The sequence below is a fragment of the Telluria sp. AIW5 genome (genome assembly GCF_056680575.1).
Map to the genome: position 1 here is coordinate 1,151,117 of NZ_CM155289.1, position 24,047 is coordinate 1,175,163.

The 24,047-nt window shown below is 64.5% G+C and carries 21 protein-coding genes; 14 read left to right on the plus strand and 7 right to left on the minus strand.

The genetic code is table 11. From position 1 onward, the window contains the following. Positions 1–121: 121 nt before the first annotated feature. The 5 genes from AC1MEM_RS05105 (at position 122) to sodC (ending at position 3,069) form a co-directional block, all read left to right on the plus strand. Positions 122–625 carry an arsinothricin resistance N-acetyltransferase ArsN1 family B gene (locus AC1MEM_RS05105; protein ID WP_499475746.1) on the plus strand — a complete coding sequence of 168 codons (504 nt, stop codon included), beginning with the start codon at positions 122–124 and terminating at the stop codon, positions 623–625. 16 nt (positions 626–641) lie between these two features. Beyond that, positions 642–1,220, plus strand: a complete 579-nt coding sequence (locus AC1MEM_RS05110; RefSeq protein ID WP_499475747.1) for a cysteine hydrolase family protein — start codon at positions 642–644, stop codon at positions 1,218–1,220. 69 nt (positions 1,221–1,289) lie between these two features. Further along, the gene (locus tag AC1MEM_RS05115; RefSeq protein ID WP_499475749.1) at positions 1,290–2,015 is read left to right on the plus strand and encodes an alpha/beta hydrolase; all 726 of its coding nucleotides are present in this window, start codon (positions 1,290–1,292) and stop codon (positions 2,013–2,015) included. 46 nt (positions 2,016–2,061) lie between these two features. Continuing rightward, positions 2,062–2,445, plus strand: coding sequence for a hypothetical protein (locus AC1MEM_RS05120; protein ID WP_499475750.1), 384 nt, complete (start codon positions 2,062–2,064; stop codon positions 2,443–2,445). Positions 2,446–2,541: 96 nt separating this feature from the next. Continuing rightward, a complete protein-coding gene (gene sodC, locus AC1MEM_RS05125) occupies positions 2,542–3,069 on the plus strand; it encodes a superoxide dismutase [Cu-Zn] SodC (protein ID WP_499475751.1) in 528 nt (175 codons plus the stop codon). 157 nt (positions 3,070–3,226) lie between these two features. Here sodC and AC1MEM_RS05130 read toward each other — a convergent pair whose 3' ends face one another. The 3 genes from AC1MEM_RS05130 to AC1MEM_RS05140 form a co-directional block, all read right to left on the minus strand. Next, positions 3,227–4,864, minus strand: coding sequence for a M28 family peptidase (locus AC1MEM_RS05130; RefSeq protein ID WP_499475753.1), 1,638 nt, complete (start codon positions 4,862–4,864; stop codon positions 3,227–3,229). A gap of 80 nt (positions 4,865–4,944) precedes the next feature. Continuing rightward, a complete protein-coding gene (locus AC1MEM_RS05135) occupies positions 4,945–7,251 on the minus strand; it encodes a M28 family peptidase (RefSeq protein WP_499475754.1) in 2,307 nt (768 codons plus the stop codon). Between the two features lie 109 nt (positions 7,252–7,360). Continuing rightward, the gene (locus AC1MEM_RS05140) at positions 7,361–8,026 is read right to left on the minus strand and encodes an energy transducer TonB (protein WP_499475755.1); all 666 of its coding nucleotides are present in this window, start codon (positions 8,024–8,026) and stop codon (positions 7,361–7,363) included. A gap of 306 nt (positions 8,027–8,332) precedes the next feature. On the opposite strand from AC1MEM_RS05140, the gene AC1MEM_RS05145 reads away from it, so the two are divergent. The 5 genes from AC1MEM_RS05145 (at position 8,333) to AC1MEM_RS05165 (ending at position 14,947) form a co-directional block, all read left to right on the plus strand. Then, positions 8,333–8,980: a response regulator gene (locus tag AC1MEM_RS05145; protein ID WP_499475756.1), complete on the plus strand. Its 648-nt coding sequence runs from the start codon at positions 8,333–8,335 to the stop codon at positions 8,978–8,980. Continuing rightward, complete coding sequence (locus tag AC1MEM_RS05150; protein WP_499475757.1) at positions 8,980–9,852, plus strand: hypothetical protein; 873 nt, start codon at positions 8,980–8,982, stop codon at positions 9,850–9,852. The genes AC1MEM_RS05145 and AC1MEM_RS05150 overlap by 1 nt, the downstream gene beginning before the upstream one ends. After that, positions 9,849–11,345, plus strand: coding sequence for a sensor histidine kinase (locus AC1MEM_RS05155; protein WP_499475759.1), 1,497 nt, complete (start codon positions 9,849–9,851; stop codon positions 11,343–11,345). Before AC1MEM_RS05150 ends, AC1MEM_RS05155 begins: the two co-directional genes overlap by 4 nt. A 29-nt stretch (positions 11,346–11,374) precedes the next feature. Beyond that, positions 11,375–13,063, plus strand: a complete 1,689-nt coding sequence (locus AC1MEM_RS05160) for a M14 family zinc carboxypeptidase (protein WP_499475760.1) — start codon at positions 11,375–11,377, stop codon at positions 13,061–13,063. Between the two features lie 207 nt (positions 13,064–13,270). Beyond that, positions 13,271–14,947 (plus strand): PQQ-dependent sugar dehydrogenase, encoded by a 1,677-nt coding sequence (locus AC1MEM_RS05165; RefSeq protein WP_499475761.1) that lies wholly within the window; start codon positions 13,271–13,273, stop codon positions 14,945–14,947. A gap of 100 nt (positions 14,948–15,047) precedes the next feature. Here AC1MEM_RS05165 and AC1MEM_RS05170 read toward each other — a convergent pair whose 3' ends face one another. Further along, the gene (locus tag AC1MEM_RS05170; RefSeq protein WP_499475762.1) at positions 15,048–15,596 is read right to left on the minus strand and encodes a fasciclin domain-containing protein; all 549 of its coding nucleotides are present in this window, start codon (positions 15,594–15,596) and stop codon (positions 15,048–15,050) included. 432 nt (positions 15,597–16,028) lie between these two features. On the opposite strand from AC1MEM_RS05170, the gene AC1MEM_RS05175 reads away from it, so the two are divergent. From AC1MEM_RS05175 to AC1MEM_RS05185, 3 genes are all read left to right on the plus strand, one after another. Continuing rightward, on the plus strand, positions 16,029–16,817 hold the full coding sequence (locus tag AC1MEM_RS05175; protein WP_499475763.1) for a prohibitin family protein: 789 nt from the start codon (positions 16,029–16,031) through the stop codon (positions 16,815–16,817). A gap of 246 nt (positions 16,818–17,063) precedes the next feature. Further along, positions 17,064–17,660 (plus strand): type IV toxin-antitoxin system AbiEi family antitoxin domain-containing protein, encoded by a 597-nt coding sequence (locus AC1MEM_RS05180; protein WP_499475764.1) that lies wholly within the window; start codon positions 17,064–17,066, stop codon positions 17,658–17,660. Next, positions 17,657–18,547 carry a nucleotidyl transferase AbiEii/AbiGii toxin family protein gene (locus AC1MEM_RS05185; protein ID WP_499475765.1) on the plus strand — a complete coding sequence of 297 codons (891 nt, stop codon included), beginning with the start codon at positions 17,657–17,659 and terminating at the stop codon, positions 18,545–18,547. Before AC1MEM_RS05180 ends, AC1MEM_RS05185 begins: the two co-directional genes overlap by 4 nt. Before the next feature lie 163 nt (positions 18,548–18,710). Here the strand turns inward: AC1MEM_RS05185 and AC1MEM_RS05190 are convergent, their stop codons facing one another. The 3 genes from AC1MEM_RS05190 to AC1MEM_RS05200 form a co-directional block, all read right to left on the minus strand. After that, positions 18,711–20,519 (minus strand): DUF885 domain-containing protein, encoded by a 1,809-nt coding sequence (locus AC1MEM_RS05190; protein WP_499475766.1) that lies wholly within the window; start codon positions 20,517–20,519, stop codon positions 18,711–18,713. Positions 20,520–20,531: 12 nt separating this feature from the next. After that, positions 20,532–21,665: a branched-chain amino acid ABC transporter substrate-binding protein gene (locus AC1MEM_RS05195; protein ID WP_499475767.1), complete on the minus strand. Its 1,134-nt coding sequence runs from the start codon at positions 21,663–21,665 to the stop codon at positions 20,532–20,534. Between the two features lie 67 nt (positions 21,666–21,732). Further along, positions 21,733–22,218 (minus strand): Lrp/AsnC family transcriptional regulator, encoded by a 486-nt coding sequence (locus AC1MEM_RS05200; RefSeq protein WP_499475768.1) that lies wholly within the window; start codon positions 22,216–22,218, stop codon positions 21,733–21,735. A 154-nt stretch (positions 22,219–22,372) separates the two neighbouring features. Between AC1MEM_RS05200 and AC1MEM_RS05205 the strand changes: the two genes are divergently transcribed. Continuing rightward, positions 22,373–23,944 carry an aminotransferase class V-fold PLP-dependent enzyme gene (locus AC1MEM_RS05205; protein ID WP_499475769.1) on the plus strand — a complete coding sequence of 524 codons (1,572 nt, stop codon included), beginning with the start codon at positions 22,373–22,375 and terminating at the stop codon, positions 23,942–23,944. The last annotated feature ends 103 nt before the right edge of the window (positions 23,945–24,047 follow it).

Here is a 24,047-nt window from a genome sequence, read left to right on the forward strand (position 1 = left end):
TTCGGGTGCCGTTTTTTTTCGTCTGTGTTTGGCTGAACAATTCTGAACAGACGCCGGGCAAGTGCGCATTACTGTGCGAAAATAGTTTCCTGATGTTCATTTAACAACCGCTCGCTTTAAAATGACCTCTACCAGAACAATCCGCCCCGCCACCTCCGCGGATGCCACCCGCATCTGCACCATCTACAACCACTACATCGCGACAACGACTATCTCCTTTGAAGAGGAGCCGGTACAGGAAGCCGACATGGCCCAGCGCATCGCCGACGTCGCATCAAGCAAGCTGCCCTGGCTCGTCATGCTCGACGGCGACAAACTGATCGGCTATGCCTACGCCACCAAATGGCGCGCCCGGGCCGCTTATCGCTTCGCAGTCGAAAGCTCGGTCTACTTCGATCCGGAATATGCTGGACAGGGCCGAGGTCGCGAGTTGTACGAAGCCTTGCTGGCCGAACTGCGCCAGCGCGAACTCCACCTCGTCATCGGCGGCATCGCCCAGCCGAACGAAGCGAGCGTGCGCCTGCACGAGCGGCTGGGGTTTCAGAAGGTGGCGCATTTCAGCGAAGTCGGCCTGAAGTTTGGACGCTGGGTCGATGTCGGCTACTGGCAGCTGAAACTCAACTGATCCATCAAGGACCAACATGAACAAACCGCTCCCATGCCTCATCATCATCGACATGCAAAAGGGCATGGCCGATCCCGCAGCAGGCAGCCGCAACAACCCGCAGGCGGAAGACAACATCGCCCAGTTGCTGCAGGCGTGGAGAAAGGCCGGGGCGCCGGTCGTCCACGTGCGCCACATCTCGCGCTCGCCCACCTCCTTGTTCGCGCCCGGACAGTCCGGCGCCGCGTTCCAGGACGCCCTGCAACCGCTGGCGCATGAACACGTGGTCGAGAAGAACGTGCCCGACGCTTTCATCAACAGCACGCTCGAGCGCTGGCTACGGGTGCGCGGGCTGAACGAGATCGTGATCGTCGGCGTCAGCACCAACAATTCGGTGGAAGCCAGCGCGCGCACGGCCGGCAACCTGGGTTTTGACACCGTCGTCGTGTCCGATGCGACCTTCGCCTTCGCGATGCGCGATTACGCGGGCGTGCAGCGCAGTGCGGACGAGGTGCACGCGATGTCGCTGGCCAACCTGATGAGCGACTACGCAAGGATCAAGGACACCTGCGGCGTACTCGCCGAATTCGACACGGCGCCGAACCAGGTCCGCTAACGCAAACCTCGCGCCGCACGCGGACGCCCCGTTCTACACTGCCCTTGCCGACGTGACGAGGAGGGCGGCATGAACGACCGGGGCCATCTCAGCGCGACTTTTACGGTTCCCCCCAAGGACGCCCCGCAGCCCGAACCCGGCCTGCAAAAGCTCGGGCTGGGCAGCCGGCGCGACAGTTATATCTATGTGCCGCCGCACTACCGCCTCGAGCACCCGCTGCCCCTGGTGCTGCTGCTGCACGGCGCCGGCGGCCACGCCCACGACGGCCTGCGCATCCTGCTGCACCTGGCCGACAAGGAGAATTTGATCCTGGTCGCGCCGGCCTCGCACGCCGCCACCTGGGACATCATCGCCCGCCGCGCTTATGGCGCCGACCTGGCCCTGGTCGACCGCTCGCTCGACTACGTGTTCGGCCACTACGCGATCGATCCGGCGCACATCGGTATCGGCGGCTTTTCGGATGGCGCCTCGTATGCGCTGACGCTGGGGCTGGCGAATGGCGCGCTGTTCACGCATGTGCTGGCGTTTTCGCCCGGCTTCATCGGCCCGATCGAACAGCGGGGCGCGCCGGCCGTCTTCGTGTCGCATGGCGAGCAGGACACCGTGCTGCCGATCGATGCCTGCGGGCGCAAGATCGTGCGCCAGTTGCGCGCCGTGGACTACGCGCTGACGTATCGGGAATTCCAGGGCGGACATGTGATTCCGCCGGAAGTGGCGGTGGGGGCGGTGCGCTGGTTCATCGGCGGGCACGCCAAAGCAGGCCCGTGCGCCCACCACGGCCGCGCGCCAATGTAACTGATCGTTCACTTCCTCGCATGCCGCTGCCGGTTTCAAGCTAAATATGAACGATCCATCACTTTCTTCCATTTTGCCTGCGTGCACCCGCATTTACCCGGGACTGTCGGGCGGGTTCGCGTTCGATATCGCCGGGGAGTCGGAGCCCGGCAAACTGACCGATGCGCATCTGGCCGACCTCGCAAAAACGCTGGGTGTGGGCGTGCGCTACCTGCAGAAGCTGGCGATCGAGGTCGCGCAGCAGGTCGCCGTCGCGGTGCCGCTTGTCACCGCCGAGATCACGCCGGACCTCGATCATCGGAACGCCGTCGTGGCCGAACGCCTTGCGCAGCGCATCAAGTCGATCGCGACCGGTATGGGGACGCGCTTTGCCGGGGCCGGCGCGGATGCCGGTGAGCCGGAGTCGGACGCGCTTCTCCCGGACCAATAAATCCCGCCGGGACGGACGCCCTCATCATTCCGGATGGTCTACACTGATCTGCGTTGGCCTGTTCATTCAATAACCAGATGACTGAAAGGGAATGCCATGAAAGCTCAATGGATCTGCGCTTTGGTACTCAGTTCGACCTGGGCGGCGGCGGCCGTGCATGCGGCCGAACTGCGCGCGACGATGCATGCGGTGTCGGACGCCGGCATCGGCAAGTCAAGCGGCACGGTGACGATCAGCGACTCGAAATTCGGCCTCGTCTTTACCCCGGCGCTGACCGGCCTGCCGCCGGGCGTACACGGCTTCCACGTGCACGAGAACGGCAGCTGCGACACGAACCAGAAGGAAGGCAAGCCGGTGCCGGCGGGTGCGGCGGGCGGGCATCTTGATACCACGGGCAGCAAGAAGCATGGGCTGCCGTGGGGCGATGGGCATATTGGCGATTTGCCGGCGCTGTATGTCGAGAGCTCGGGTGTGGCGAACAATCCGGTGCTGGCGCCGCGCTTGAAACTGGCCGATGTGAAGGGCAAGGCGCTGATGGTGCATGCGGGCGGGGACAATCAAGCGGATCATCCGGCGCCGCTCGGTGGGGGCGGGGCGAGGATTGTGTGCGGGATTATTGAGTGAAATAAAATTTCATATACACCGACACTGCGAAATAATATTTCACAGCAATCGGTGGGCTCGGGCGCGTGCCATGATGCCAAAGCCGTACCGCGTGGGCGGAGCCCACCCTACAATCGCCTGGTCATTGCAGACCAGGCGAGTTCATACAATGTAGCGATTACTTGGCCGCGGCGCGCAGCTTGCCGAAGGCGTCGCCCGCCTTCCAGGCCGGCATCTTCGGAGAATCCGCCACCATGCGGCCCAGGTTCAGCGTGAACTGCGCCTGCTGCACCATGCCCGACAAGTCCCAGCTCGGATCGTATTCGTCCGTCACCTGGTGGTAGCGCGCGCGATAGGCCTTGGCCTTGGTGTTGTTCGCCTCGACATCGTTGACCCAGGCACTGCCGCCGCCCACCGAGAAGGCCGGGATGCCGGCTTTGGCAAAACTGAAATGGTCGCTGCGGAAGTAGCCGCCGGCGAGGTCCGGTTTCGCTGGCGCCACCGTCAAGCCCATCGACTTGGCCGTTGCCGCCGCCATCGCGCCGAGCTCCGTGCGCTCGCTGCCGGACACGCCGATGTCCTTCGCCGCGCCGACGAAATTCAGGCTGTCGAGGTTCAGGTTGGCCGCCGTTTTTTCGGCCGGCCACAGCGGACGCGCCGCGTAGGCCGCGCTGCCCAGCAGGCCTTGCTCTTCGGCCGCCACCCACAGGAACATCTGCGAGCGCCTGGCAGGATGACGCGCCGCTTCCTGCGCCATCGCCAGCAGGCCCGCCGTGCCCGAGGCATTGTCGACGGCGCCGTTGAAGATGGTGTCGCCCTCGGTTCCCTGCTTGCCCATGTGGTCCCAGTGGGCGCTGTAGATGACGACTTCGTCCTTCAGTTTCGGGTCCGTACCCGGCACGATGCCGGCCACGTTGAATTCGTTCAGCGTGCGCACCGTGGCGCGGGTCTCGCCTTTTACGCGGGCGTTCAAGGCTACCGGCTTGAACGATTTGTCTTCGGCAGCCGCGCGCAGTCGATCGAGGTCCTGGCCGGCCGCGGCAAATAATTTGCGCGCGGCGGCGTCGGTCATCCAGCCCTGCATGCCGGTGCCGAGATCGGCGTCGGCGAGTTGAAAGCGCTCGGCGGCGGCCCAGCTGGTCTGCACCACGCTCCAGCCATACGAAGCCGATGCATCGGTGTGGATCAGCAGGACGCCGGCCGCACCCTGGCGCGCCGCTTCCTGGAATTTATACGTCCAGCGGCCATAGTAGGTGAGGCCGGCGCCATTGAAGCGCTTCGGCTCGGCGGCGGTGGGGGCCGGGTCGTTGACCAGCATGACCAGCACCTTGCCCCTGGCGTCCAGGCCTTTATAGTCGTCCCAGCCTTCTTCCGGCGCGCTGATGCCGTAACCGACGAACACCAGTTCCGCATCCATGCTGTGCTCGGGCTTCGCATCGCCCGGGCCCCAGACCCAGTCGGCGCCGAAGGTCATCGGCAGCGCCTGGCCGCCGGCGACGATGCCGACATTGCTTTGCTGCGGCAGCGAGCGCACGCCGGCGATCTTGACTTCCTGGCGGTAGCTGCTGCCGTTCGCGGGCTTCAGGCCGACGGCCATCGCTTGCGATTCCAGGTAGTTCACGGTCAGTTCGCCGCCGCGCTGGCCGGTGCCGCGCCCCTCCATCGCATCCGATGCGAGGAAGGACAGGTGGCCGCGCAGCGGCGCTTCTTTGACTACGGCTTCTTGCGCTTTGCCTGGGGCCGCGTAGGCAGGGAAGGCCAGCGCGAGGCTGCCGGCGAGGGCGGTGAGGACGACGGAGGAGACGATCTTGTGCATGGAATCCTGCTGCGGTGGTTAATGGGGTCGCACTGAGAGACGCGCACCTGGGTGCGCGCCACATTGTAGAGCAAGCACCGCTAGTAGAACCATAGCGTATCGGCCGCGATCGATTGTCCGCTCGACGGGATCAGCGCCGGCGCCGCGGGCCGTGGCGGCAGCAGGCGTTCCGGCAGCCCGGGCAGCACTTCCTCGATGCGCACGGCGAAGATCGGATCGGACAGCACCTCGATCCGGAAGTGCAGGAGCGTGTCCTCCATCCCGTACAGCACCATCGTCAGCGTCTTGGCCGGCACGTCGATCAGGACGCGATCGTTCACCGTCACGCGCTTCGGCTTCGCCCCGGTGACTTTCAGGCGGATCTCCGGCGCGCGGTTCTCCGACACCAGCGTGAAGTCGGCGTGGCGGTCGGGCGCCTTGCCGTTGCGCAGGATGCGCACGAAGGGAAATTTCAGGCCGTCGCGCGGCGCCCAGGCATACCACTGGCGCGGGCTCTCCCAGCCGAAGACGTTGAGGAAGACATACGGCTCCTTCAGCTTGGCGAACAGTTTTCTCTCCCACGGATCGAGTGCGCCTGCCGGATGCAGCCAGTAGGCGTCCCAGGTCGGCATGTCCTTGTAATACACCAGCCCATTCGCGCGCAGCGGCGGCGCCTCGTCGGACCCGCTGGCGCTGCCTGCCAGCGCCAGGCCGCCCAGCCCCGCCAGCAGCAGCGTGCGCGCGGCGTAAAGCGGTGCACAGGCCAGCAGCAGCGTCGACGCGCCCAGCACCAGCGCCAGCATCGCGACCGGTAAATTCATGCGCTCGGGCGAGAGCACCAGGAAGCTGTCGCGCAGCACCGGCAGCACCAGCACGACCGCGGGCAGCACGCCTGCGAGCAGCACGGCCAGCCGCGCCGCCGGCGGCCAGGCGGCAACCCGCTTCGCATGCAGCACCGAGAACGAGGCCAGCGCCGCCAGCACCGGCCACGCGACCAGATAGCTGGCACCGGGCGCGAACCAGCTCGCCAGCAGCAGCACCAGCACCAGGCAGGCGAGACTCGCCAGCAGTGCCGCCGCAGTGCCGGTCCGGCGCTGCAGCACGCGCTGCGCGGCGATGAACACGGCGGCGCACAGCGCGCACACCGCGGCCAGATACAGCAGCGCGTAGTGTGCACGCTCGGGAGACACCGGGTTCCATGCGCGGTGCAAGCCGGGGAAGTGTATCCACAACTGCCAGGCGCCGACCCCGAGCGCCACCGCGATCGAGGGAACGATGAAGAAAGCCTGCAGCAGGGCGGGATAGTGCAGGTTCGCGCGCTGCATCGCGAGGACGACGGCGCCGACCAGCAGCAGGCAAGTCAAGCGCGTCAGGGGCCAGACCAGCTCCCCGCCGTAATGCATGGTGCCGGCGAAGGACAGGGGAAAGTAGACTTGCCCTTTGAATGGCTGCGGGTCGATGCGCGCATTGCCATACGCGCGCACCAGGCGCAGCATCGTATCGCCCATCTGCTGCAGCGTGGCGGGCTCGAAGCGCTGCGACGTATCGAGCGCGCCATCGCGGCCAAACGGCCGGCCGGTGTTCGCGAACTGCAGCACCGGCACGCCGAGCAGGCCGAGTGCACCGATGCGCAGCGCGCCAGGTGCGAGCTGGTGCACCTCGTGCATCAGCGACGAACCCTGGATATCCGGCGCCGCGCGCAGCCAGCCGTCGATGGCTGCGCTGTTGGCATTGACGGTGTTGTAGAGCAGGAGCGGCCCGCCGCTGCCGGCGCCGTCGAAGCGCAGCGCCAGCCCGGCCTCGCGCGCCCACGGGTGCTGCTCGGCGAAGGCCTGCATGCCGAGGCTGCCGACATGCTCGCCGTCCGCGAACAGCACCAGCACGTCGTTCGCCAGCGGGGCGCCCGCACGCAGCGCGCGCAAGGTCTCGACCAGGGCCGCCACCGGCGCCGCGCCGCTGGCGCCGAGGCTGGTGCGGTCGCTGTCGATGTGGGCGACGAGCAGCAGGCCGGGACGGCGCAGCCGGTCGGGCGCGGTGCCGGGCAGGCGCACGAGCACGTTGTGCACGATGCCCATCGTCGCCTCGTAGTTGGCGTTGTAGTCGACATAGTTCTTCTGCACGAGGGCGCGCTGCACCTGTGGCTCCAGGCCGATGGCGCGCAGGCGTGCGAGCAGGTAGGCACGCGCTGCGTAATTGGCGCTGCTTGCAATCGGACGCGGCGCACGTGCCAGTACACCGAGGTCGCTCGCTGCGCGCGCCGCCGAGAACTGCGCCGCGGGTGCATTCAAAGGCAAGGGCGCCGGCAAGGGCGGCTGCGCCGGGCTGAAGGCCAGCCAGGACAGGGCGGCAACGAGCATGAACACGGCAGCGAAGCCGGCGCAGGCAGGTGAGGCTGAATCGGAAAACATGGACCGCATCCTTGTCGTATGAAGGGCCGAACACGGGCCTGCCAAAAAACACAGGCACAAAAAAACCCGCCAGGCTGAGGGATGGCGGGTAAAACGGAAACGATTTACTTTATTCGAGCGTCCAGACGTAGGCAATCTGCGCCCAGCCGGCTTCGGGTACGCCGTTGTTCATCGCCGGCTTGAACTGGCACATGCTCAGCGCGCCCACTGCGGCACGGTCGAGCTCACGCGAGCCGCTCGACTTCTGCATCCGCGAACTCGTCACGCGGCCATCGGCCCCGACCAGCAGGGCGAGCGTCACGGTGCCGCTGTCGCCATTGCGGGCGGCGTTCGCCGGGTAGTTCGGCTTGGCGCAGCCGTTGGCGTCGGCCAGCACGGCGCTGCGCATTGCGCCCGTGTTCGACGGGGGTGTGGTCGGCTGGGCCGGCACCTCTGCCTGCGCCGGCTGCGTTGGTTCTTGAGGCGCCACCTCGGTCGTCGCCTGCACCGGGTTGTCGATCACGGGCGGCGGCACCTCGACTTCGACTTTCGGCACCACGACGTCCGGCGGCGCGACCCGCGGCATCGGCCTTGGCGGTTCCGGCGGCGGTGGCGGCGGCGGCACGGGTTCGGGCGTCATGAACACGGTGAGGTCATCGGGCAGCGAGGGCATCGAGATGACCTTATTGTTCATCATGTTGACGACGCCGACCGCGATCAGCGCGTGCAGGCCGGCGACCAGGGCGAATTTGCCGGCTTTGCTGCCGCTATGGGGGTGCATGTGCGAGAAATGCATGGCGATCTCCTTGTTGTTCTGCCCCGGCGAATGGCTTCAGGGCTCTTGCTTACGGAAAGTGCTGCATATTTCTAAGGAATAGAAATAATATATGCCATTGGCTAGCAATGAGTAAAGCGTTTTCTTGGCAACCGTGCATGCCATGCTGCTTACGGAAGAATCATCGGTGTCCATCGTCACGGGCAGGTAGCCCCTCGCTTCAGGCGCCGTTGTATGAAATAATCAACCCATACCGGCCCGGCTTCTGTCGGCTGGCACACATCGCTGCCAGGCATTGGTAAGCGGATGTAAGGAACGGAGAGAAATGTGAGCAGCTTGAAACCAATTCGCGTCATGCTGGCCGACGACCACCCGATCGTGATGACCGGTTTTGCGATGTCGCTCGCGGCCGAGGGCATGGATGTTGTCGCGCAGGCGCGCACGCCCGACGAAGCGCTGGCGCAGTACGCCGAGCACAAGCCGGACGTGGTCGTCCTCGACATCCGCTTCGGCACCGAGCTGACGGGACTGGACGCGGCGCAGAACATCCTGCGCGCCGACCCGCAGGCGAAGGTGGTTTTCCTCAGCCAGTTCGACCAGGATAGCCTGATCAAGGAGACCTACCGCATCGGCGCCCATGCCTTTGTCACCAAGGATTGCGACCCGGCCGACCTGGCCGCGGCCGTGCGCCAGGCGAAAGCGGGCAAACTGTATTTTCCGCCGCAGATCGCCGAGAGATTGGCCAGCATCGCGGTGCGCGGCGACGTTTCGCCGCAATCGCAGCTCGACGAGCGCGGCCTCGAGATTTTCAAGCTGATGGCCGAAGGCCTGACGAATGGCGAGATCGCCGAAAAGCTGAACCTGTCCACCAAGACCATCAGCAATACCAGCCAGTCGATCAAGGAAAAGCTGGGCGTGGAGCGCCAGGCCCACATCACGAAACTGGCGGTGAAGTATGGCCTGATCCAGCCCTGATGCGGCTGCGTGCGCTGATCGCAGGATGCTTGCTCGCTGCCGGCGCAGCTGCCGCGCCGGCGCCAACGCCTGTATCCGGTTACCGCTTCCAGATCCTCACGGGCGACGAGAGCGGCCTCACGGTGCGCATCGCCGAAGATCTATATAAACGCCTGGTGCCGACCTTCGCCGCCTTCCGCACCGAACTCGCCCAGCGCCGGCGCATGGTCTATATCGCCATCGGCCCGGACGCACTGCGCAAGGCAGCCGCGCAGCACTGCGATTGCGTCGTGATCTCCGCGTTCACCTCGAGCCAGGTCTGGCGTGCGGTAGTGGACCGGCTGCCGCCCGGACGCGCGCGCACCATGACGGCGGTGTACGCCGAACCGGCGCCCGCCGACCAGGTGCGCCTGGCCACGCTGCTGTACCGGCGGCCAGTGCGCGTGGCCGCGATCCTCGGGCCCGACACCGGCTTCCTGCAGCCGGCATTGCTCGGCCAGGCCGAGGTGCTGCAGGCGACGCGCGAGGACGACGTGGACGACGTGCTCGCGCGCGTCAAGCGCAGCGAAGTGCTGCTGGCGCTGCCCGACAGCGCGATCTACAACCCGGAAAATATCCGCAACATCCTGCTCTCCACCTATCGCCGCAAGCAGGCGGTGATCGGCTTTTCAAGCGACATGGTGAAAGTGGGCGCGCTGGCGACGACCTATTCCGAGATCGAGGACATCAACGCGCAGGTGGCGGAAATGGCGGCCAGCTTTGTCGCCAGCGGCGAGCTGCCGGCGCCGCAATTCCCGCGCTATTTTCATACCGCGATCAACGAGGGCGTGGCGCGCTCGCTCGACATCCTGGTCACCAATGAAGCGCGCCGTTTTGCGCGCGCGCGGCCATGAGCTTAAGGTTCTGGCGCAGCTGGAGCATCGGCCTGCGCATGGCCTTCATTACCATGCTGCCGGTGGTGTTCCTGTTCACGGCTTTCGTCTGGTATTCCTGGTACGCGCACCGCGCCCAGGTAGCCGAAGAGTTGAGCGAGCGCGGACGCATCCTGGCGCGCGCGCTGGCCGAGACCAGCGAATACAACGTCATCTCGGGTAATTTGACGGACCTGCGCCTGACGATCAACGGCCTGGTGCAGTCCGACAGCAGCATTTACCGGGTCGACGTGGTCGACGCCAGCGGAAAGCGCGCGGTGCGCGTCACCTCGGAAACCGCACAGGGCGCCGAGCCGCATTATTACGAAGCGCCGATCCGCAAGCAGGTCGTCTGGATCAACCTCTTCACGGACAACGGCACGCCGCACGTCTCCGCCTCGAGCGACGCCCGCCCGCCGACGCTCACCACCGAGATCGTCGGCGCGGTGCGGGTGCGGATGTCGCCCTCGAACATGCTGGCCAAGCAGGGCCGGCGCTTTCGCATCGAACTGGCGATGGCGGCGCTGGCGCTGGTCGCCAGCGGCATCCTCGCCTGGGTGCTGGCACGCTCGCTGACGCTGCCCCTGAAGGAGGCGATTGGCGCCCTGCGTTCCATCCGCGGCGGCACCTACCGGGTCGAGCTGCCGGTGACCACGGGCGGCGAAGTAGGGGAGCTGCAGGCCTCGATCGGAGACATGTCGGTGGCGCTCGACCAATCGACCCAGGACCTGGAAAACAAGGTGGCCGAGCGCACGCGCGACCTGCTCGCCTCGCGCAACGAAGCCTTGCGGGCCGATGCCGACAAGCGCAAGCTGATCCAGAAAGTAAACAGCATCATCGAGGACGAGCGAAAAAGCATTGCGGTCGAGATTCACGACGAGTTGAACGCCTCGCTGATCGCGGTACGGCTGGAGGCGCAGAGCATCGGCACGCTGGCCGCGAAGGCCCGGCCCGGGCCGGAGGTGGAGGAAATCCGCGGCAAGGCGCAGGCCATCACCAAACTTGCGCTCGACCTGTACGCGAACGGCCGGCGCCTGGTGCGGAGATTGCGCCCCGAGGTGCTCGACATGCTCGGCCTGCACGGCGCCGTCGAGGAGATGCTGCGCCATTACGACAGCGCCGACTGCCGCTTCGCCTTCCACTCGGAGGGCGATTTTTCACGCCTCGGCAACGAGCTGGCAATCTCCGCCTACCGCATCGTGCAGGAAGCGCTGTCGAACATCATGAAGCACGCACGCGCCACCGCGGCCGAGGTAACGCTGGTGCTCGATGCCGCCAACGACATGCTGCGCATCGAGGTCGAGGACAACGGCCAGGGCTTCGATCCAGCCAGCAGTTCGGAGGGCATCGGCATCATCGGCATGCGCGAGCGCGTGGTGGCGCTGCACGGCACGATCGCCGTCCGTTCCGCGCCCGGACGGGGCACCACGCTGGCGATTGCACTGCCACTGTCCGGCGCATCTGCGGTATCGTAGCGGCCTGACTCAATCTCCCCACACCCATCATGTCGAACGCATTGAACACGCCCTATGAACTGGGCAACCAGAACCAGACCACGACCCTGAGCGAATGCATCGCCTGGTACGAAGACCTCGCGCGCCGCTATCCAAAGGTGCTGAAGTTCGGCGTCGTCGGCAGCTCGGATGCGGGCGTGCCGATCCACGCCGGCGTGGTGAGCAGCGACGGCGTGTTCGACCGGGATACGATCAAGGCGGCAGGGCGTCCGGTCTTCTTCAACAACAACGGCATCCACCCGGGCGAACCGGAAGGCGTCGACGCCTGCATGGCCCTGGTGCGCGACTTCTGCATCGAACCCGAGCGCCTGTCCGCGCTGGGCCGGACCGTGTTCCTGTTCGTCCCCTTGTACAACGTCGACGGCAGCCTGAATCGCGCGAATACCTCGCGCGTGAACCAGGACGGCCCCGAGCAGTTCGGCTTCCGCGGCAACAGCCGCCACCTCGACCTGAACCGCGACTTCGTCAAGTGCGACACCCTGACCGCGCAGGTCTTCAATCAGCTGTTCACGAGCTGGGACCCGGACGTGATGGTCGATACGCATACGTCGAACGGCGCCGATTACAGCTACACGATGACCCTGATCCACACCCAGGCCGACAAGCTGGGTTCGGAGCTGGGCGGCTTCCTGACCGGCACCATGCTCCCCGCCATGTTCGCCGGGATGGAAGCGCGCGGCTGGCCGACCTGCCCATATGTGAACCCGGTCAAGGACAGCCCGGACCACGGCATCGCCGAATTCCTGGAGACGGCGCGCTTCTCGACCGGCTACGCGGCCCTGCACCACACGATCGGTTTCATGCCGGAGACGCACATGCTGAAACCGTTCAAGGACCGCTACGAATCGATGCGTGCCCTGGTCGAAACGGCGCTCGATTTTACGGTGCAGCACGGCGCGCAGATCCAGCAGCTGCGCCGCGCCGCGAAGGACGCGGGCCGCACCCGCGCCGAGTGGCCGGTCCACTGGGTGATGGACGAAGAGAACACGTCGACCTTCCGTTTCAAAGGCTACGAGGCCAAGTACAAGCCGAGCGTGCTGGGTGACTATTCGCGCCTGTATTACGACCGTAGCAGCCCGTGGGAACGCGACATCACCTACTACAACCGCTTCAAGGCCGACGTGACGGTGGCGGCGCCCAAGGCCTACATCATTCCGCAAGCCTGGCGCGAAGCGATTGAGCGCATGGAGTTGAATGGCGTCCGGATGGAGCGCGTGAGTGAAGACCGCATGCAGGACGTGGCGTACTATCACATCGCGTCGGTGTCCTCGCGCCCTACCGCCTACGAAGGCCACATGTTCCACGACGATGTGCAGCTGGAAAAGCGCCGCGGCCAGGTGCTGGTGCGCGCCGGCGACGTCATCGTTTCGCTCGACCAGGACAAGGCGCGCTACGTCGTCGAAACGCTGGAGCCGCTGGCCCACGACAGCTTCTTCCGCTGGGGTTTCTTCAACAGCGTGCTGGAAAAGAAGGAAGCATATTCCGACTACGTGTTCGAGGACGAAGCCGAGCAGATGCTGCTTGACGAGCCGGCCCTGGCCGCAAAATTCGCCGAATGGAAAGCCGCGAATCCGTCCCTGTTGTCGAACCAGGAGGCTGTCCTCGACTTCGTCTTCGCCCACTGCGACAAATACCGCGAACCCGAATGGCGCCGCTATCCCGTCTTCATGGTCGAGTAATCAGCAGCCCGCCGCCCCGGATACGCGCCGTCTTCCGTATCCTGCGGCGCGCGCATCGCGCACCGGATACGCGGCAGGTCCCGTAGGATGGGCACTCGTGCCCATGCGGATGAAGCGCACCACTAACAGCACAGGCAACAGCCCTACTAAGGTTTGCGCTTCTTGTTCCGTCGATCCGACTACGACATGACAACCGAAAGAACAACAATGAAAACCCCGATCATCGCCGCCAGCTTCGCGCTCGCCGCCGCCGCCACGGCCAGCGCCGCCCCCACCGGCCAAACCTATTTCGACCAGAACTGCGCCAGCTGCCACACCGTCGACCCGGCAATGACCTCGCGCGCCGGCCCCGGCCTGTTCAACCTCATCAACCGCAAAGCCGCCGCCGTCCCCGGCTTCAACTACACCGACGCGCTCACCAAAGCCGGCGCCGCCGGCAAAACCTGGACCCGCGAAGAACTCGACGTCTTCCTGCGCGACCCGAACAAGGACATCCCCGGCACCGCGATGCCGATCGGCGTCGCCGATGCCAGGCAGCGCGCCGCCGTGATCGACTACCTCGCCACCCGAAGCGGCAAGGCCGCCGCTCCCGCAGCGAGCACGGGCACGAAGGAAGCCAGGGACAGCGCCGCCTCGACCCTTGATAAACCCGGCGACCTGCACCACATCAAACCGGCCGACCTGGCTGCGCCCTTCGCCAGCGACAGCGCCGGCAACGGCCCGAAATTAGCGCCACGTCCCGACGGCGCCATGCCCGCCGTCCCCAAAGGTTTCAAGATCGGCATCTACGCCGACAAGCTCGGCAAGCCGCGCCTGCCGCTGCGCGCACCGAACGGCGACATCTTCCTGTCCGAACCGGCCAAGGGCCAGATCACGGTGTTGCGTTCAAAAGACGGCGACAAGGCCGAGACCAGCAGCGTGTTCGCCAGCGGCTTGTCGCGTCCCTACGGCATGGCCCTGTGGCCGGCCGGGCCGAATCCAAAATACCTGTACGTCGCCAACGTCAACTCGGTGGTGCGCTTCCCGTACAGCGTCGGCGAGCTGAAGGCGAAGGGCGAGCCGGAAGTCATCGTCGACAAGATCAGCGACTCCAGCGGCGGCCACGTTACGCGCACCCTCGCGTTCTCGAACGACGGCAAGACGCTGTTCCTGGCGGTCGGCTCGGCCACCAACATCGCGGCGGGCATCGGCGCCAAACCATCGCAGCCGCTGGCGCAGTGGGAAGCGAAATATGGCGTGGGTGCCGCCTGGGGCGAAGAGACCGAGCGCGCCGCCGTGCTGGCCTTCGACGTCGACGGTCGGAATCGCCGGCCATATGCGAACGGCCTGCGCAACTGCGTCGGCATGCTGGTGCATCCGAAGACCGGCGATCTCTTTTGCAGCGTGAACGAGCGCGACGAACTGGGCGACAACCTGCCGCCCGACTACCTCACGCGCGTGAAGAAGGACGGCTTCTACGGCTGGCCGTGGTACTACATCGGCGCCAACGAAGACCCGCGTTTAAAGGGTATTCGGCCCGACCTGAAGAGCAAGGTGACTGTCCCCGACACCCTGATCCAGGCGCATTCCGCGCCGCTCGGCATGGTCGTGTACCAGGCCCCGCAGGGCGCGCAACACGCCTTCCCGAAAGAGTACGAGGGCGACATCTTCCTCGCCCTGCACGGCTCCTGGAACCGGGGCAATCGCACCGGCTACAAGCTCGTGCGCGTGATGATGAAGAACGGCGCCCCGACCGGCCAGTACCAGGATTTCATGACCGGCATGGTGCTGAGCGACCGCGATGTGTGGGGCCGCCCGGCCGCGGTGGAAGTCGCGGCCGATGGCGCATTGTTGGTCGTGGACGATGGCGGCGGGGTGGTGTGGCGGATCGTCTCGGAGAAGTGACAGCGGCGGTCGCCCGCACAGGGCGCCGCCGACTCGCCTGTATCATGCACGGCACCCTGGCTGACCGTCACGGCGCCGTGCATGCCTGAACAGGAGAGATTTAGTTCGGCATCAAGACAGTATCGAGCACATTGATCACGCCATTTGACTGGTAAACATCGTAGGTGCTGATGTTCGCCGTCTGGCCTTTTTCGTCAGCGACGGTAATGTTGTGCTTACCGTTCATCATGAACTTCAGCTTGCCGCCGCTGGCCGTGGTCAGTTCGGCGGTGCCATTCTGTTTTTTGATCGCAGCGCTCAGCGTCATGAAGTCGTATTTGCCTGGGACGACGTGGTAGGTCAGGATCTTCGTCAGCGTCGCCTTGTTTTCCGGTTTCACGAGGGTGTCGACGGTGCCGGCGGGCAGTTTGGCGAAGGCGGCATTCGTCGGTGCGAAGACGGTAAATGGTCCCTTGCCCTTCAGCGTATCGACCAGGCCCGCAGCCTTGACGGCCGCAACGAGCGTCGTGTGGTCAGCGGAATTGACCGCATTGTCGACGATGTCCTTGTTTGCGAACATGTTCTGGCCGCCCACCAAGACGTCGGCGTGGGCGAACGCGTTGGTGGCGAAAACAGCGGCGATGACCAATGTGGATTTGAGGGTACGCATGGCAGTCCTTTCGTGTTGTAGGTTGTCTTACCCACTCATATACGCGTGGACTGCCTGAATGGATTCAAACAATGTTGTTTCGGGCCCTGCGGCGGCGGTGGAGCCGCGCTCGATGGCGCGCTCTGGTGGTCGACGATGGCGGTGGTGTCGTGCGGCGGATCACGCCGCAGAAATAATGCAGTAGCGGTCCGCAAATCCGAAACGCATCCCGTAGCGTGGGCAGCTTCGCTGCCACGCGGATCACGCATACCAATAACCGCACAGGCAACAGCCCCACCGGCAGGTGCCCTCCCGGCTTCGATGTTGCCGAGTTGTTGTTTCTTGTAATTCCCGGTTTCTAACAGTTCAGCAGCGATATACTTTAGCGGCCGTCAGCGCGGCGAGTCCTGCGAAGTGGGAAGCGTTCGGCAGAACAAATCGAAAAGGAAACCCATGAAAAGACTGTCACTGAAAGTCGTCGTCGGTATCATCGTGCTGCTTCTGTTATTCGCATTGGCGCCCTTCGGCACCGTCCCTGCCGGCCATCGCGGCGTGAAGACGACCTTTGGCAGCCCGAGCAGCGAGGTGCTGAGCGAAGGCATCCATTTTCGCGTGCCGCTGGCGCAGAAGATCAACCTGGTCAACGTGTCGATCCAGAAGGGAGAAGGCGAGGGCGATGCCGCTTCGCGTGACCTGCAGATCGTGCACACGCGCGTGGCGCTGAACTACCACGTCAAGCCCGAAGGCGCCGTGTCCGTGTTCCGCGACCTGGGCAACGAGCCGGGCGAGCGGATGATCATCCCCTCGGTCCAGGAAGCGGTGAAAGCGGTGACCGCGCGCTTCACGGCCGAGGAGCTGATCGCCAAGCGCACCGACGTGCGCGACCAGATCGTGACCCAGCTGCGCGAACGGCTGGCGCGCCACGCGATCGTGGTCGACGAGTTCTCGATCGTGAATTTTAATTTTTCGAAGTCGTTCAACGAAGCCATCGAGGCCAAGACCACGGCCGAACAACTAAAGCTGAAGGCGGAACGCGACCTGCTGCGCATCGAGGTCGAAGCCCGCCAGCGCGTGGCGCAAGCCCGCGCCGAAGCCGAATCGCTGGCGATCCAGCGCCAGCAGGTGACGCCGGAGTTGATCCGCCTGCGCGAGATGGAGAACCAGCGCCTGGCCATCGAGAAGTGGGATGGCAAGCTGCCGAACGTGTCCGGTGGGGCGATCCCGTTCATCAACGTGAAGTAAGCCTGGCGGGCATGAGCGCATGACGGTGACGCCCGGGTTTGTCAGGCTACGAAAGCGGGTAGCTGGACTGCCGTGATTGAGCTCGCCCGTCCGTGCAGTTTCCATGCTTGGAGTAAGGATCTTCGGTACTACATAGTTGTTGGAGAGCGTCGGTAATTGTTTATATTTTCCGACGTTTGCAAACAAGTTTTGTTTATAGGCGTCGGTATATGTTGACATCTACCGACGCTATGAAACAATATTGACATGAACGCCAAGACCCTGCTCATAACACTGCAAACCGAAGGCCCGACGTTTCGAACCAGCGATGCTGTCGCGGCGGGCCTGTCGAGCATGGCCCTTACACGGCTGATGCGCCAGGGCGAAATCACGCGTATTGGACGTGGGCTGTATGCGCGCACCGATCGGCCCAGCACCGAGCTGGACAGTTTGATCGACGTCGCCGCTTATAGCGCGCAAGGTATCTTTTGCCTTCTCACCGCCCTGCGCTTTCATCGGTTGACGACCCAATCGCCTTTTGAAGTTTGGCTAGCACTTCCGAACAAAGCGCGTGCTCCGAAAATCGACTATCCCCCAATTCGGATTGTCTGGTATTCCGGCGCCGCGTTTGCGAAAGGAGTAGAACAACATCAGGCAAGTGGGCAGCTGATCAGGGTGTACAGCATCGCGAAAACGATCGCTGATTGCTTTAAGTATCGCAACAAGATTGGTGTCGATGTCGGCATCGAGGCACTACGCGAGGCCTGGGCGCAAAAGCGCGTAACCATGCGTGAACTCTACCATTTTGGAAAAATCTGTCGCGTAGAGAGGATCATGCGCCCTTATCTGGAGTCGCTTTCTTGAACTCGGCAAAAAACCTTCCACAGTCGGTCCTCGCTCGGCTCAAGAACACGGCGAAAGCGGCCAATTTCGAGTATCAGCAGGTTCTGACTCGCTACGGTCTGGAGCGCATGCTATACCGGCTATCCATCTCGGAACACGCCAACGCGTTTCTTTTGAAAGGCGCCATGCTGTTCAATTTGTGGTTCGATATTCCCATCCGCCCGACCACGGATGTCGATATGATGGGTTATGGGGACCATGGACTCGACACGTTGAAAGATATTTTCAGGGAAATTTGTACCATGGCGGCAGACGACGGCATCGTGTTCGATGCCGATACGGTCGAGGCAGTCGAGATACGCAAGGAATCGAATTACGCGGGTGTGCGCGTTACTTTCACGGGCTACATCGACAAGGCCCGCTGCCCCATCCAGATCGATATCGGCTACGGAGATGCCGTCACCCCCGGAGTCGACGAAGTCGAGTACCCGGTTCTGCTGGAAGGCATGCCCAGCCCTGCATTACGTGCATACCCCCGCTATACCGTCGTGGCAGAGAAAACCGAGGCCGTGATTTCGCTTGCGATGGCCAATACGCGCTTGAAGGATTACTTCGACCTGTGGATACTAAGCCGGCACTCCGATTTCGAAGGATCGATCATGCAACAAGCGGTGGCGGCAACCTGCGAGCGCAGGAAAACAGCGGCCGACCCGCAGCCGATAGGGTTGGCCGATGATTTCGCCCAGGATGCATCCAAACTCGCGCATTGGCGCGGGTTTCTCAAGAAAAACAAGCTTGAGGCGCCTGAGCTGCCCGTTGTGATCGACGAGCTCAAGATCTTCCTGCTTCCCGTCCTGGCTGGAAGTGTAGAACATCAGTACTGGAAGGCGGGTGGGCCGTGGCAGTAACTGGAACCTGTCATCGGCACCAGAAACTCGCCGTCTACCGGCGTTCTCGCTCAGCGAAGTCATCGCTTCACTGAGCGCGCAGAGTCGGACTAGCTGCCGCAAACGAGCGCCTGGAATACATCGGAAGGACACGCGTCAACGTCCGCGTGTCCTGCACAGTGATTTACTTACTCGCCGCAATCCAGCGGTCCACCTTCTTCTCCAGCAGCGCCAGCGGCAGCGTTCCTTCCCCCAGCACGACGTCGTGGAAGGCAGGCAGATTGAACTTCGACCCCAGCGCAGCTTCCGCGCGGTGGCGCAGTTCCAGGATCTTCAGGGAACCGATCTTGTAGCCCAGCGCCTGCCCCGGCCAGACCATGTAGCGCTCGATCTGTGCGCGCGAATCGGCTTCGCTGTAACCCAGCGTATCGCTGAAATAGGTGATCGCCTGCTCGCGCGTCCAGCCCTTGGTGTGCAGGCCCGTGTCGACCACCAGGCGTGCCGCGCGCAGCATTTCGTCGTTCAGGTGACCGAAATAATCTTCCGGCTTGTCGAACAGGCCCATCTCCTTGCCCAGGGTCTCCGCGTACAGCGCCCAGCCCTCCGTGAAGGCATTGTTGCCGCCGAATTTGCGGAAGTTCGGCAGGCCCAGCTCCTGCACCAGCGCGATGTGAAAGTGGTGGCCCGGCTGGCCCTCGTGCAGGAACAGCGTCACCATGCCGGTGCTGCCATATTGCGTCGGATCGTTCACGACCGACCAGAACACGCCCGGACGCGTGCCGTCCACCGCCGGGGCCGTGTAATGGTCGGAGGCAGTGGCGCGGCTCAGTTCAGGCTCGAGGCGCAAATCGAGCGGGGACTTCGGCATCAGGTTGAACATCGACGGCAGCTTGGTGCGCAGCTGGGCGTCGAGCTTGCGGTACACGTCGATGACTTCCTGCTCGGTTTTAAAAGGCTTGAACTTCGGCTGCTGGGAAACCCATGCCGGCAGTCCCGCTGCCGGACCGGTATAACCCATCTTCGGGCCGATGCGGCCATATTCTCCCTGGATGCGCGCCACTTCCTTCAGGCCGATCGCGTGGATCGCTTCCGGCGTCAGGTCGGTCGTGGTCTGGCTCGCCACGCGCACCTTGTACCAGGCGGCGCCGTTCGGCAGCGCGTCCCAGCCGCTGGTGCTGCGTGCGGCCGGAATGTAGTCCTTCTCGATGAAGGTGGCGAGGCGGGCCAGGGCCGGATTGAGTTTGGTGCCGATCGCATCGGCATACAGTTTCGTCAAGGCGCGCTTGTCGGCGTCCGAGAAGCCGGCCGGGAAGTTTTTTACAGGCGTGTAGTAGATGCTTGCGTCAGGCGAAGCGGCCACCAGCTGCTTGAACTGGGGCAGGGCGGAGAGCATCACCGGTTTCGGATGCACGATGCCGCGCTTGATCCCCTCCTTCATGTTGGCGATCGCCTGGTCGAGCCAGGGACCGAGCTGCGCCAGGCGGCTGGCGTAGGCGCGGTAGTCCTGGACAGTAGCGAGTGGCTGGGCGCCCTGGCCGCTGGCGTAGTTCGCCAGCGTGACCGGCATGCTGTCCATCTGGTTCAGCGGCAGCAGGTGCTCGGGGAAGGGCTCGAAGCGCAGCGCCATGGCCAGCTCATAGTCGAGGATGTCGTAGCTGGTCTGGTCACGGCTGTTCAACTGCGCGCGCTTGATCGCGTGCAGGCGCTTCTGGAAGGCTTTATAGCGCGCGAACTGTTTGCTGCGCTCGACGGGCGAGATCGACATGCCGATCTGGTCGATGAAGCGATTGTCGCCGCTCTCGCTGGCCGCGACCGGGTCGAAGCGCGCCAGCGCATCGTAGTACTCGTCGGCGAGGACGTTCAGCTTCTTGCCGGCCTGGGGATTGGCGGCGACCTGCTTCGTCGCGGCGGTGGGCGCGTGAAAAGCATGCGCCGGTGCGCAGGCGATGAGGACGGCGGCAGCCAGTGCGCCGGCTTTGAAATGTTGGTTCATGGGTTGAATACCTTAATAGCTTGCCAGTGGCGCCAGCGCGCCGTTCTTGAACGTGTAGACGGTGACGGCGGTCTTTTTCAGGTTGCCCTTGTCGTCGTAGCCATAGCTGCCGACCACGCCCTGGTGGGTCAAGGTGCGCAGCTGCTGCGCCACCGCGCTTGGGGCGAGGCTGTTCGCGGCCGTGATCACCTGGGCGATGAACATCGCCTGGTCGTAGAAGGAGGGCGCGTAGACGTCCGGCTCGCGCTTGAAGCGCTCCTTGTATTTGGTCAGGAAGGCCGGGCCGGCGGGCTGTTTGGCGATGATGGCGCCGGCCTGGGCGCAGCGCACGTTCTCGCCGACGGCCGGGCCGCCGAGTTTGGCCATCTCCGGACTGCACAGGGTATCTCCGCCGAGCAGCGGCACGTTCAGGCCGAGCGCCTTCATCTGGCGCACCATCGGCGCCGCTTGCGGCGCATAGCCGCCGAAGAAGATGGCGTCGACTTTTTTCGCGCGCAACGCGGTGAGGATGGCGGCGAAATCGCTCGCCTTGTCGTTGGTGAATTCGTGGCCTGCGACTTTCATGCCGACGGCTTGCGCCTGGCGCTTGAATTCGGTCGCGATGCCGGTGCCGAAGGCGGTCCGGTCGTCGATGACGCCAACGTTTTTCAATTTGAGCTCGCGCGCGGCGTAATTCGCCATCGCGCCGCCCACCTGCGAATCGCTGGCGACGATGCGGAACACGCCCTTGTAGCCGCTTTGGGTGATCTTCGGATTGGTGCCGACCGTGGACATCAGCGCGCCGGCATCGTTATAGACGCGCGAGGCGGGAATGGCGACACCCGAGTTATAGGGGCCGAGCACGAACTTGACGCCGCCATCGACCAGCTTCTGGGCGACCGTCACGCCTTGCTTCGGATCGCCGGCGTCGTCTTCGGATTGCAGCTCGAAGCGCAGCGTTTTATTCGCCACCTTGATCTTCCGGGCGTTGAGTTCCTCGATGGCGAGGCGCACGCCGTTTTCATTGTCTTTGCCGGCAAAGGCGTTGGCGCCCGAGAGCGGGCCGGTCACGCCGATTTTGACGCTTTGTTCCTGCGCCAGCGCGGCGTTCGATGCGCACAGCAGCGCTGCCAGCGCCAGCGGCGCCAGGGGGAATTTCGATGGCATCAGCCTGTCTCCGTTTAGATACGACGGCCGCCATCATCGCATAGAACGCGAGCGGGGTGCAGGCAGCTCAGGCAGGCAGGCCGTGCGCGATCAGCTCCAGCGGCAGGGCAGTCGTGCACTTGATTTGCTCCATCGAGAAGGCCGAGGAAACGCCGCTCAGTTGCGCCGTCTTGATCAGCTTTTTGTAGAAGCGGTCGTAGCCGGCGATGTCGGTCGTGGCGACTTTTAAAAGGTAGTCGACGTCGCCGCTCATGCGGTGAAATTCCAGCACTTCGGGCAGGGCGACGACGGCGGCGGCAAAGCGCGCCAGCCATTTTTCGTCGTGTTCGGGGGTGCGTACGCTCACGAACACCGTGACCGGCAAGCCCACCTTCTGGCGGTTGACGATGGTGACGCGGCTTTCGATATAGCCCTCTTCCTCGAGGCGCTTGACGCGCTTCCAGCAGGGCGTGCTGGAGAGGCCGACCTTGTCGGAGAGGCCCGAGATCGACAGGGTCGCATCGGCCTGCAGTGCGGCGAGGATCGCACAATCAAACTTGTCTAGTGAATTCATTTTAGTTTTTCGTCACTAATAGAACAACTATGCTAATAACCTAGTTTTTAATAGCTTATTTAGAACACGCTTTCCGCCATCCCTTTGTAACATATTGCTTAACAATAACACGATCTGCACGCGTGTTTACAGTTTTTGCGATTTGGGCCCTTCCATGAACAGTGAAATTTACCTCGACGCGAACGCGACCTCGCCAGTGCTGCCGGCGGCCATCCAGGCGGCGCAAGACGCGCTGGGCGCGTGTTTCGGCAACCCGAGCAGCAGCCATGCGGCGGGCCTGCGCGCCCGCGCACTGCTCGACGATGCGCGCAGCCGTGCGCGCCGCGTGCTCGGGGCGCCCGCTGGACGTTTGCTGTTTACCAGCGGCGCCACCGAAGGCATCCAGACCGCCGTGCTCTCGAGCCTGTGCGCCGTGCGTGAGCGCCGTGCGGCGGGGCTGCCTTGCGGCGACCTGCTGCTGTACGGCGCGACCGAACACAAGGCGGTGCCGGAAAGCCTGGCGCACTGGAACGCGCTGCTCGGCACGGGGCTCACGCTGCAGGCGCTGCCGGTCGATGTCGACGGCCGCCATCGCCTCGACGACTTGCGCACGCTGGCGCCGCGCGCCGCCCTCATCTGCACGATGGCCGCGAACAACGAGACCGGCGTCGTGTCCGACCTCGACGCCATCGCGGCCGTGCTCGAAGAGACCGGCAGCCAGGCGCTGTGGCTGGTCGACTGCGTGCAGGCGCTCGGCAAGCTGACGCTGGAGTTGAACCGTACCCGCATCGATTACGCGCCGTTCTCCGGTCACAAGCTGTATGCGCCGAAAGGCGTCGGCATGCTCTACGTGCGCGAAGGCGCCCCCTACACGCCGCTGATGTGCGGCGGCGGCCAGGAAGCCGGCCAGCGCTCGGGCACCGAGAACATGGCCGGCATCGCCGCCCTCGGCGCCGTGCTGCGCGCGCTGGAAGAGGGGCGCACCTTCCGCAGCCATGCGCAACTGGCCGCCGCGCGCGAACGGCTGGCCACGAGCCTGCGTGCGGCCTTTCCCGCCATCGTCTTCAATGCGCCCTTCGAACACGCGCTGCCGACCACGCTCAACTTCACCGTACCGAACCACTCGGGCAAGGCGCTGCTCGACCTGTTCGATGCCGCCGGCGTGCGGGTCAGCGCCGGTTCGGCCTGTGCGGCGGCGAAGGCGGCGCCCAGCCACGTGCTGCTGGCGATGGGGCTGTCGGAAGAACGCAGTGCGAATGCGGTGCGCATGTCGTTCGGTCCGCTGGTGGACGACGCTTTCATCGACGCGGCCTGCCGCCGCATCGCGCGCTGCGGACAGGCGCTCGGCACGCTGCCGCCCGCGCGCTGTCCGGCGACCGGATCGGGCGTCGCAGCCGGCGTTCCCGCTGCGCTGCCGCCCACCGCGCCAAGGGGCATGATCCCATGCGGCCTGGATGGCAGCGCGCTGGCGCGCTACCTCGAGCGCCATCCGGATGCGCTGCTGGTGGACGTGCGCGAAGCCTGCGAACACGCGCTCGGCACGCCCTTGCTGCATGGGCGCGCCGCCTACAGCCTGCCCCTGTCGCGGCTTCCTGAACATGCGGCCTGGCTGTGCCGGGAAACGCGCCCGCTGGTGTTCTTCTGCCGCAGCGGCAACCGCAGCGCCCAGGCGGCGCAGATGGCGCAGGAACTGGGCCACGGCAACGTGCGCCACCTGGCCGGCGGCCTGGCGCTGATGGCGCCGTAAGCGGCCAGCGGCGGCGCGTCTTGCGGCGGGTGGGCAGGCATCCCGCCGCTGCGTTCGCGCCGCTGCGTTCGTCAACGCACAGTCCCGCATTCGATGACGTTTT

What these genes read in the sequence shown, in the direction of transcription:
- sodC (WP_499475751.1), top strand. Translation starts at nt 2,542, where the DNA reads ATGAAAGCTCAATGGATCTGCGCTTTGGTACTCAGTTCGACCTGGGCG.
- AC1MEM_RS05180 (WP_499475764.1), top strand. Translation starts at nt 17,064, where the DNA reads ATGAACGCCAAGACCCTGCTCATAACACTGCAAACCGAAGGCCCGACG.
- AC1MEM_RS05205 (WP_499475769.1), top strand. Translation starts at nt 22,373, where the DNA reads ATGAACAGTGAAATTTACCTCGACGCGAACGCGACCTCGCCAGTGCTG.
- AC1MEM_RS05195 (WP_499475767.1), bottom strand. Translation starts at nt 21,665, where the DNA reads ATGCCATCGAAATTCCCCCTGGCGCCGCTGGCGCTGGCAGCGCTGCTG.
- AC1MEM_RS05155 (WP_499475759.1), top strand. Translation starts at nt 9,849, where the DNA reads ATGAGCTTAAGGTTCTGGCGCAGCTGGAGCATCGGCCTGCGCATGGCC.
- AC1MEM_RS05110 (WP_499475747.1), top strand. Translation starts at nt 642, where the DNA reads ATGAACAAACCGCTCCCATGCCTCATCATCATCGACATGCAAAAGGGC.
- AC1MEM_RS05200 (WP_499475768.1), bottom strand. Translation starts at nt 22,218, where the DNA reads ATGAATTCACTAGACAAGTTTGATTGTGCGATCCTCGCCGCACTGCAG.
- AC1MEM_RS05140 (WP_499475755.1), bottom strand. Translation starts at nt 8,026, where the DNA reads ATGCATTTCTCGCACATGCACCCCCATAGCGGCAGCAAAGCCGGCAAA.
- AC1MEM_RS05160 (WP_499475760.1), top strand. Translation starts at nt 11,375, where the DNA reads ATGTCGAACGCATTGAACACGCCCTATGAACTGGGCAACCAGAACCAG.
- AC1MEM_RS05105 (WP_499475746.1), top strand. Translation starts at nt 122, where the DNA reads ATGACCTCTACCAGAACAATCCGCCCCGCCACCTCCGCGGATGCCACC.
- AC1MEM_RS05190 (WP_499475766.1), bottom strand. Translation starts at nt 20,519, where the DNA reads ATGAACCAACATTTCAAAGCCGGCGCACTGGCTGCCGCCGTCCTCATC.
- AC1MEM_RS05170 (WP_499475762.1), bottom strand. Translation starts at nt 15,596, where the DNA reads ATGCGTACCCTCAAATCCACATTGGTCATCGCCGCTGTTTTCGCCACC.
- AC1MEM_RS05175 (WP_499475763.1), top strand. Translation starts at nt 16,029, where the DNA reads ATGAAAAGACTGTCACTGAAAGTCGTCGTCGGTATCATCGTGCTGCTT.
- AC1MEM_RS05150 (WP_499475757.1), top strand. Translation starts at nt 8,980, where the DNA reads ATGCGGCTGCGTGCGCTGATCGCAGGATGCTTGCTCGCTGCCGGCGCA.
- AC1MEM_RS05165 (WP_499475761.1), top strand. Translation starts at nt 13,271, where the DNA reads ATGAAAACCCCGATCATCGCCGCCAGCTTCGCGCTCGCCGCCGCCGCC.
- AC1MEM_RS05130 (WP_499475753.1), bottom strand. Translation starts at nt 4,864, where the DNA reads ATGCACAAGATCGTCTCCTCCGTCGTCCTCACCGCCCTCGCCGGCAGC.
- AC1MEM_RS05120 (WP_499475750.1), top strand. Translation starts at nt 2,062, where the DNA reads ATGAACGATCCATCACTTTCTTCCATTTTGCCTGCGTGCACCCGCATT.
- AC1MEM_RS05135 (WP_499475754.1), bottom strand. Translation starts at nt 7,251, where the DNA reads ATGTTTTCCGATTCAGCCTCACCTGCCTGCGCCGGCTTCGCTGCCGTG.
- AC1MEM_RS05115 (WP_499475749.1), top strand. Translation starts at nt 1,290, where the DNA reads ATGAACGACCGGGGCCATCTCAGCGCGACTTTTACGGTTCCCCCCAAG.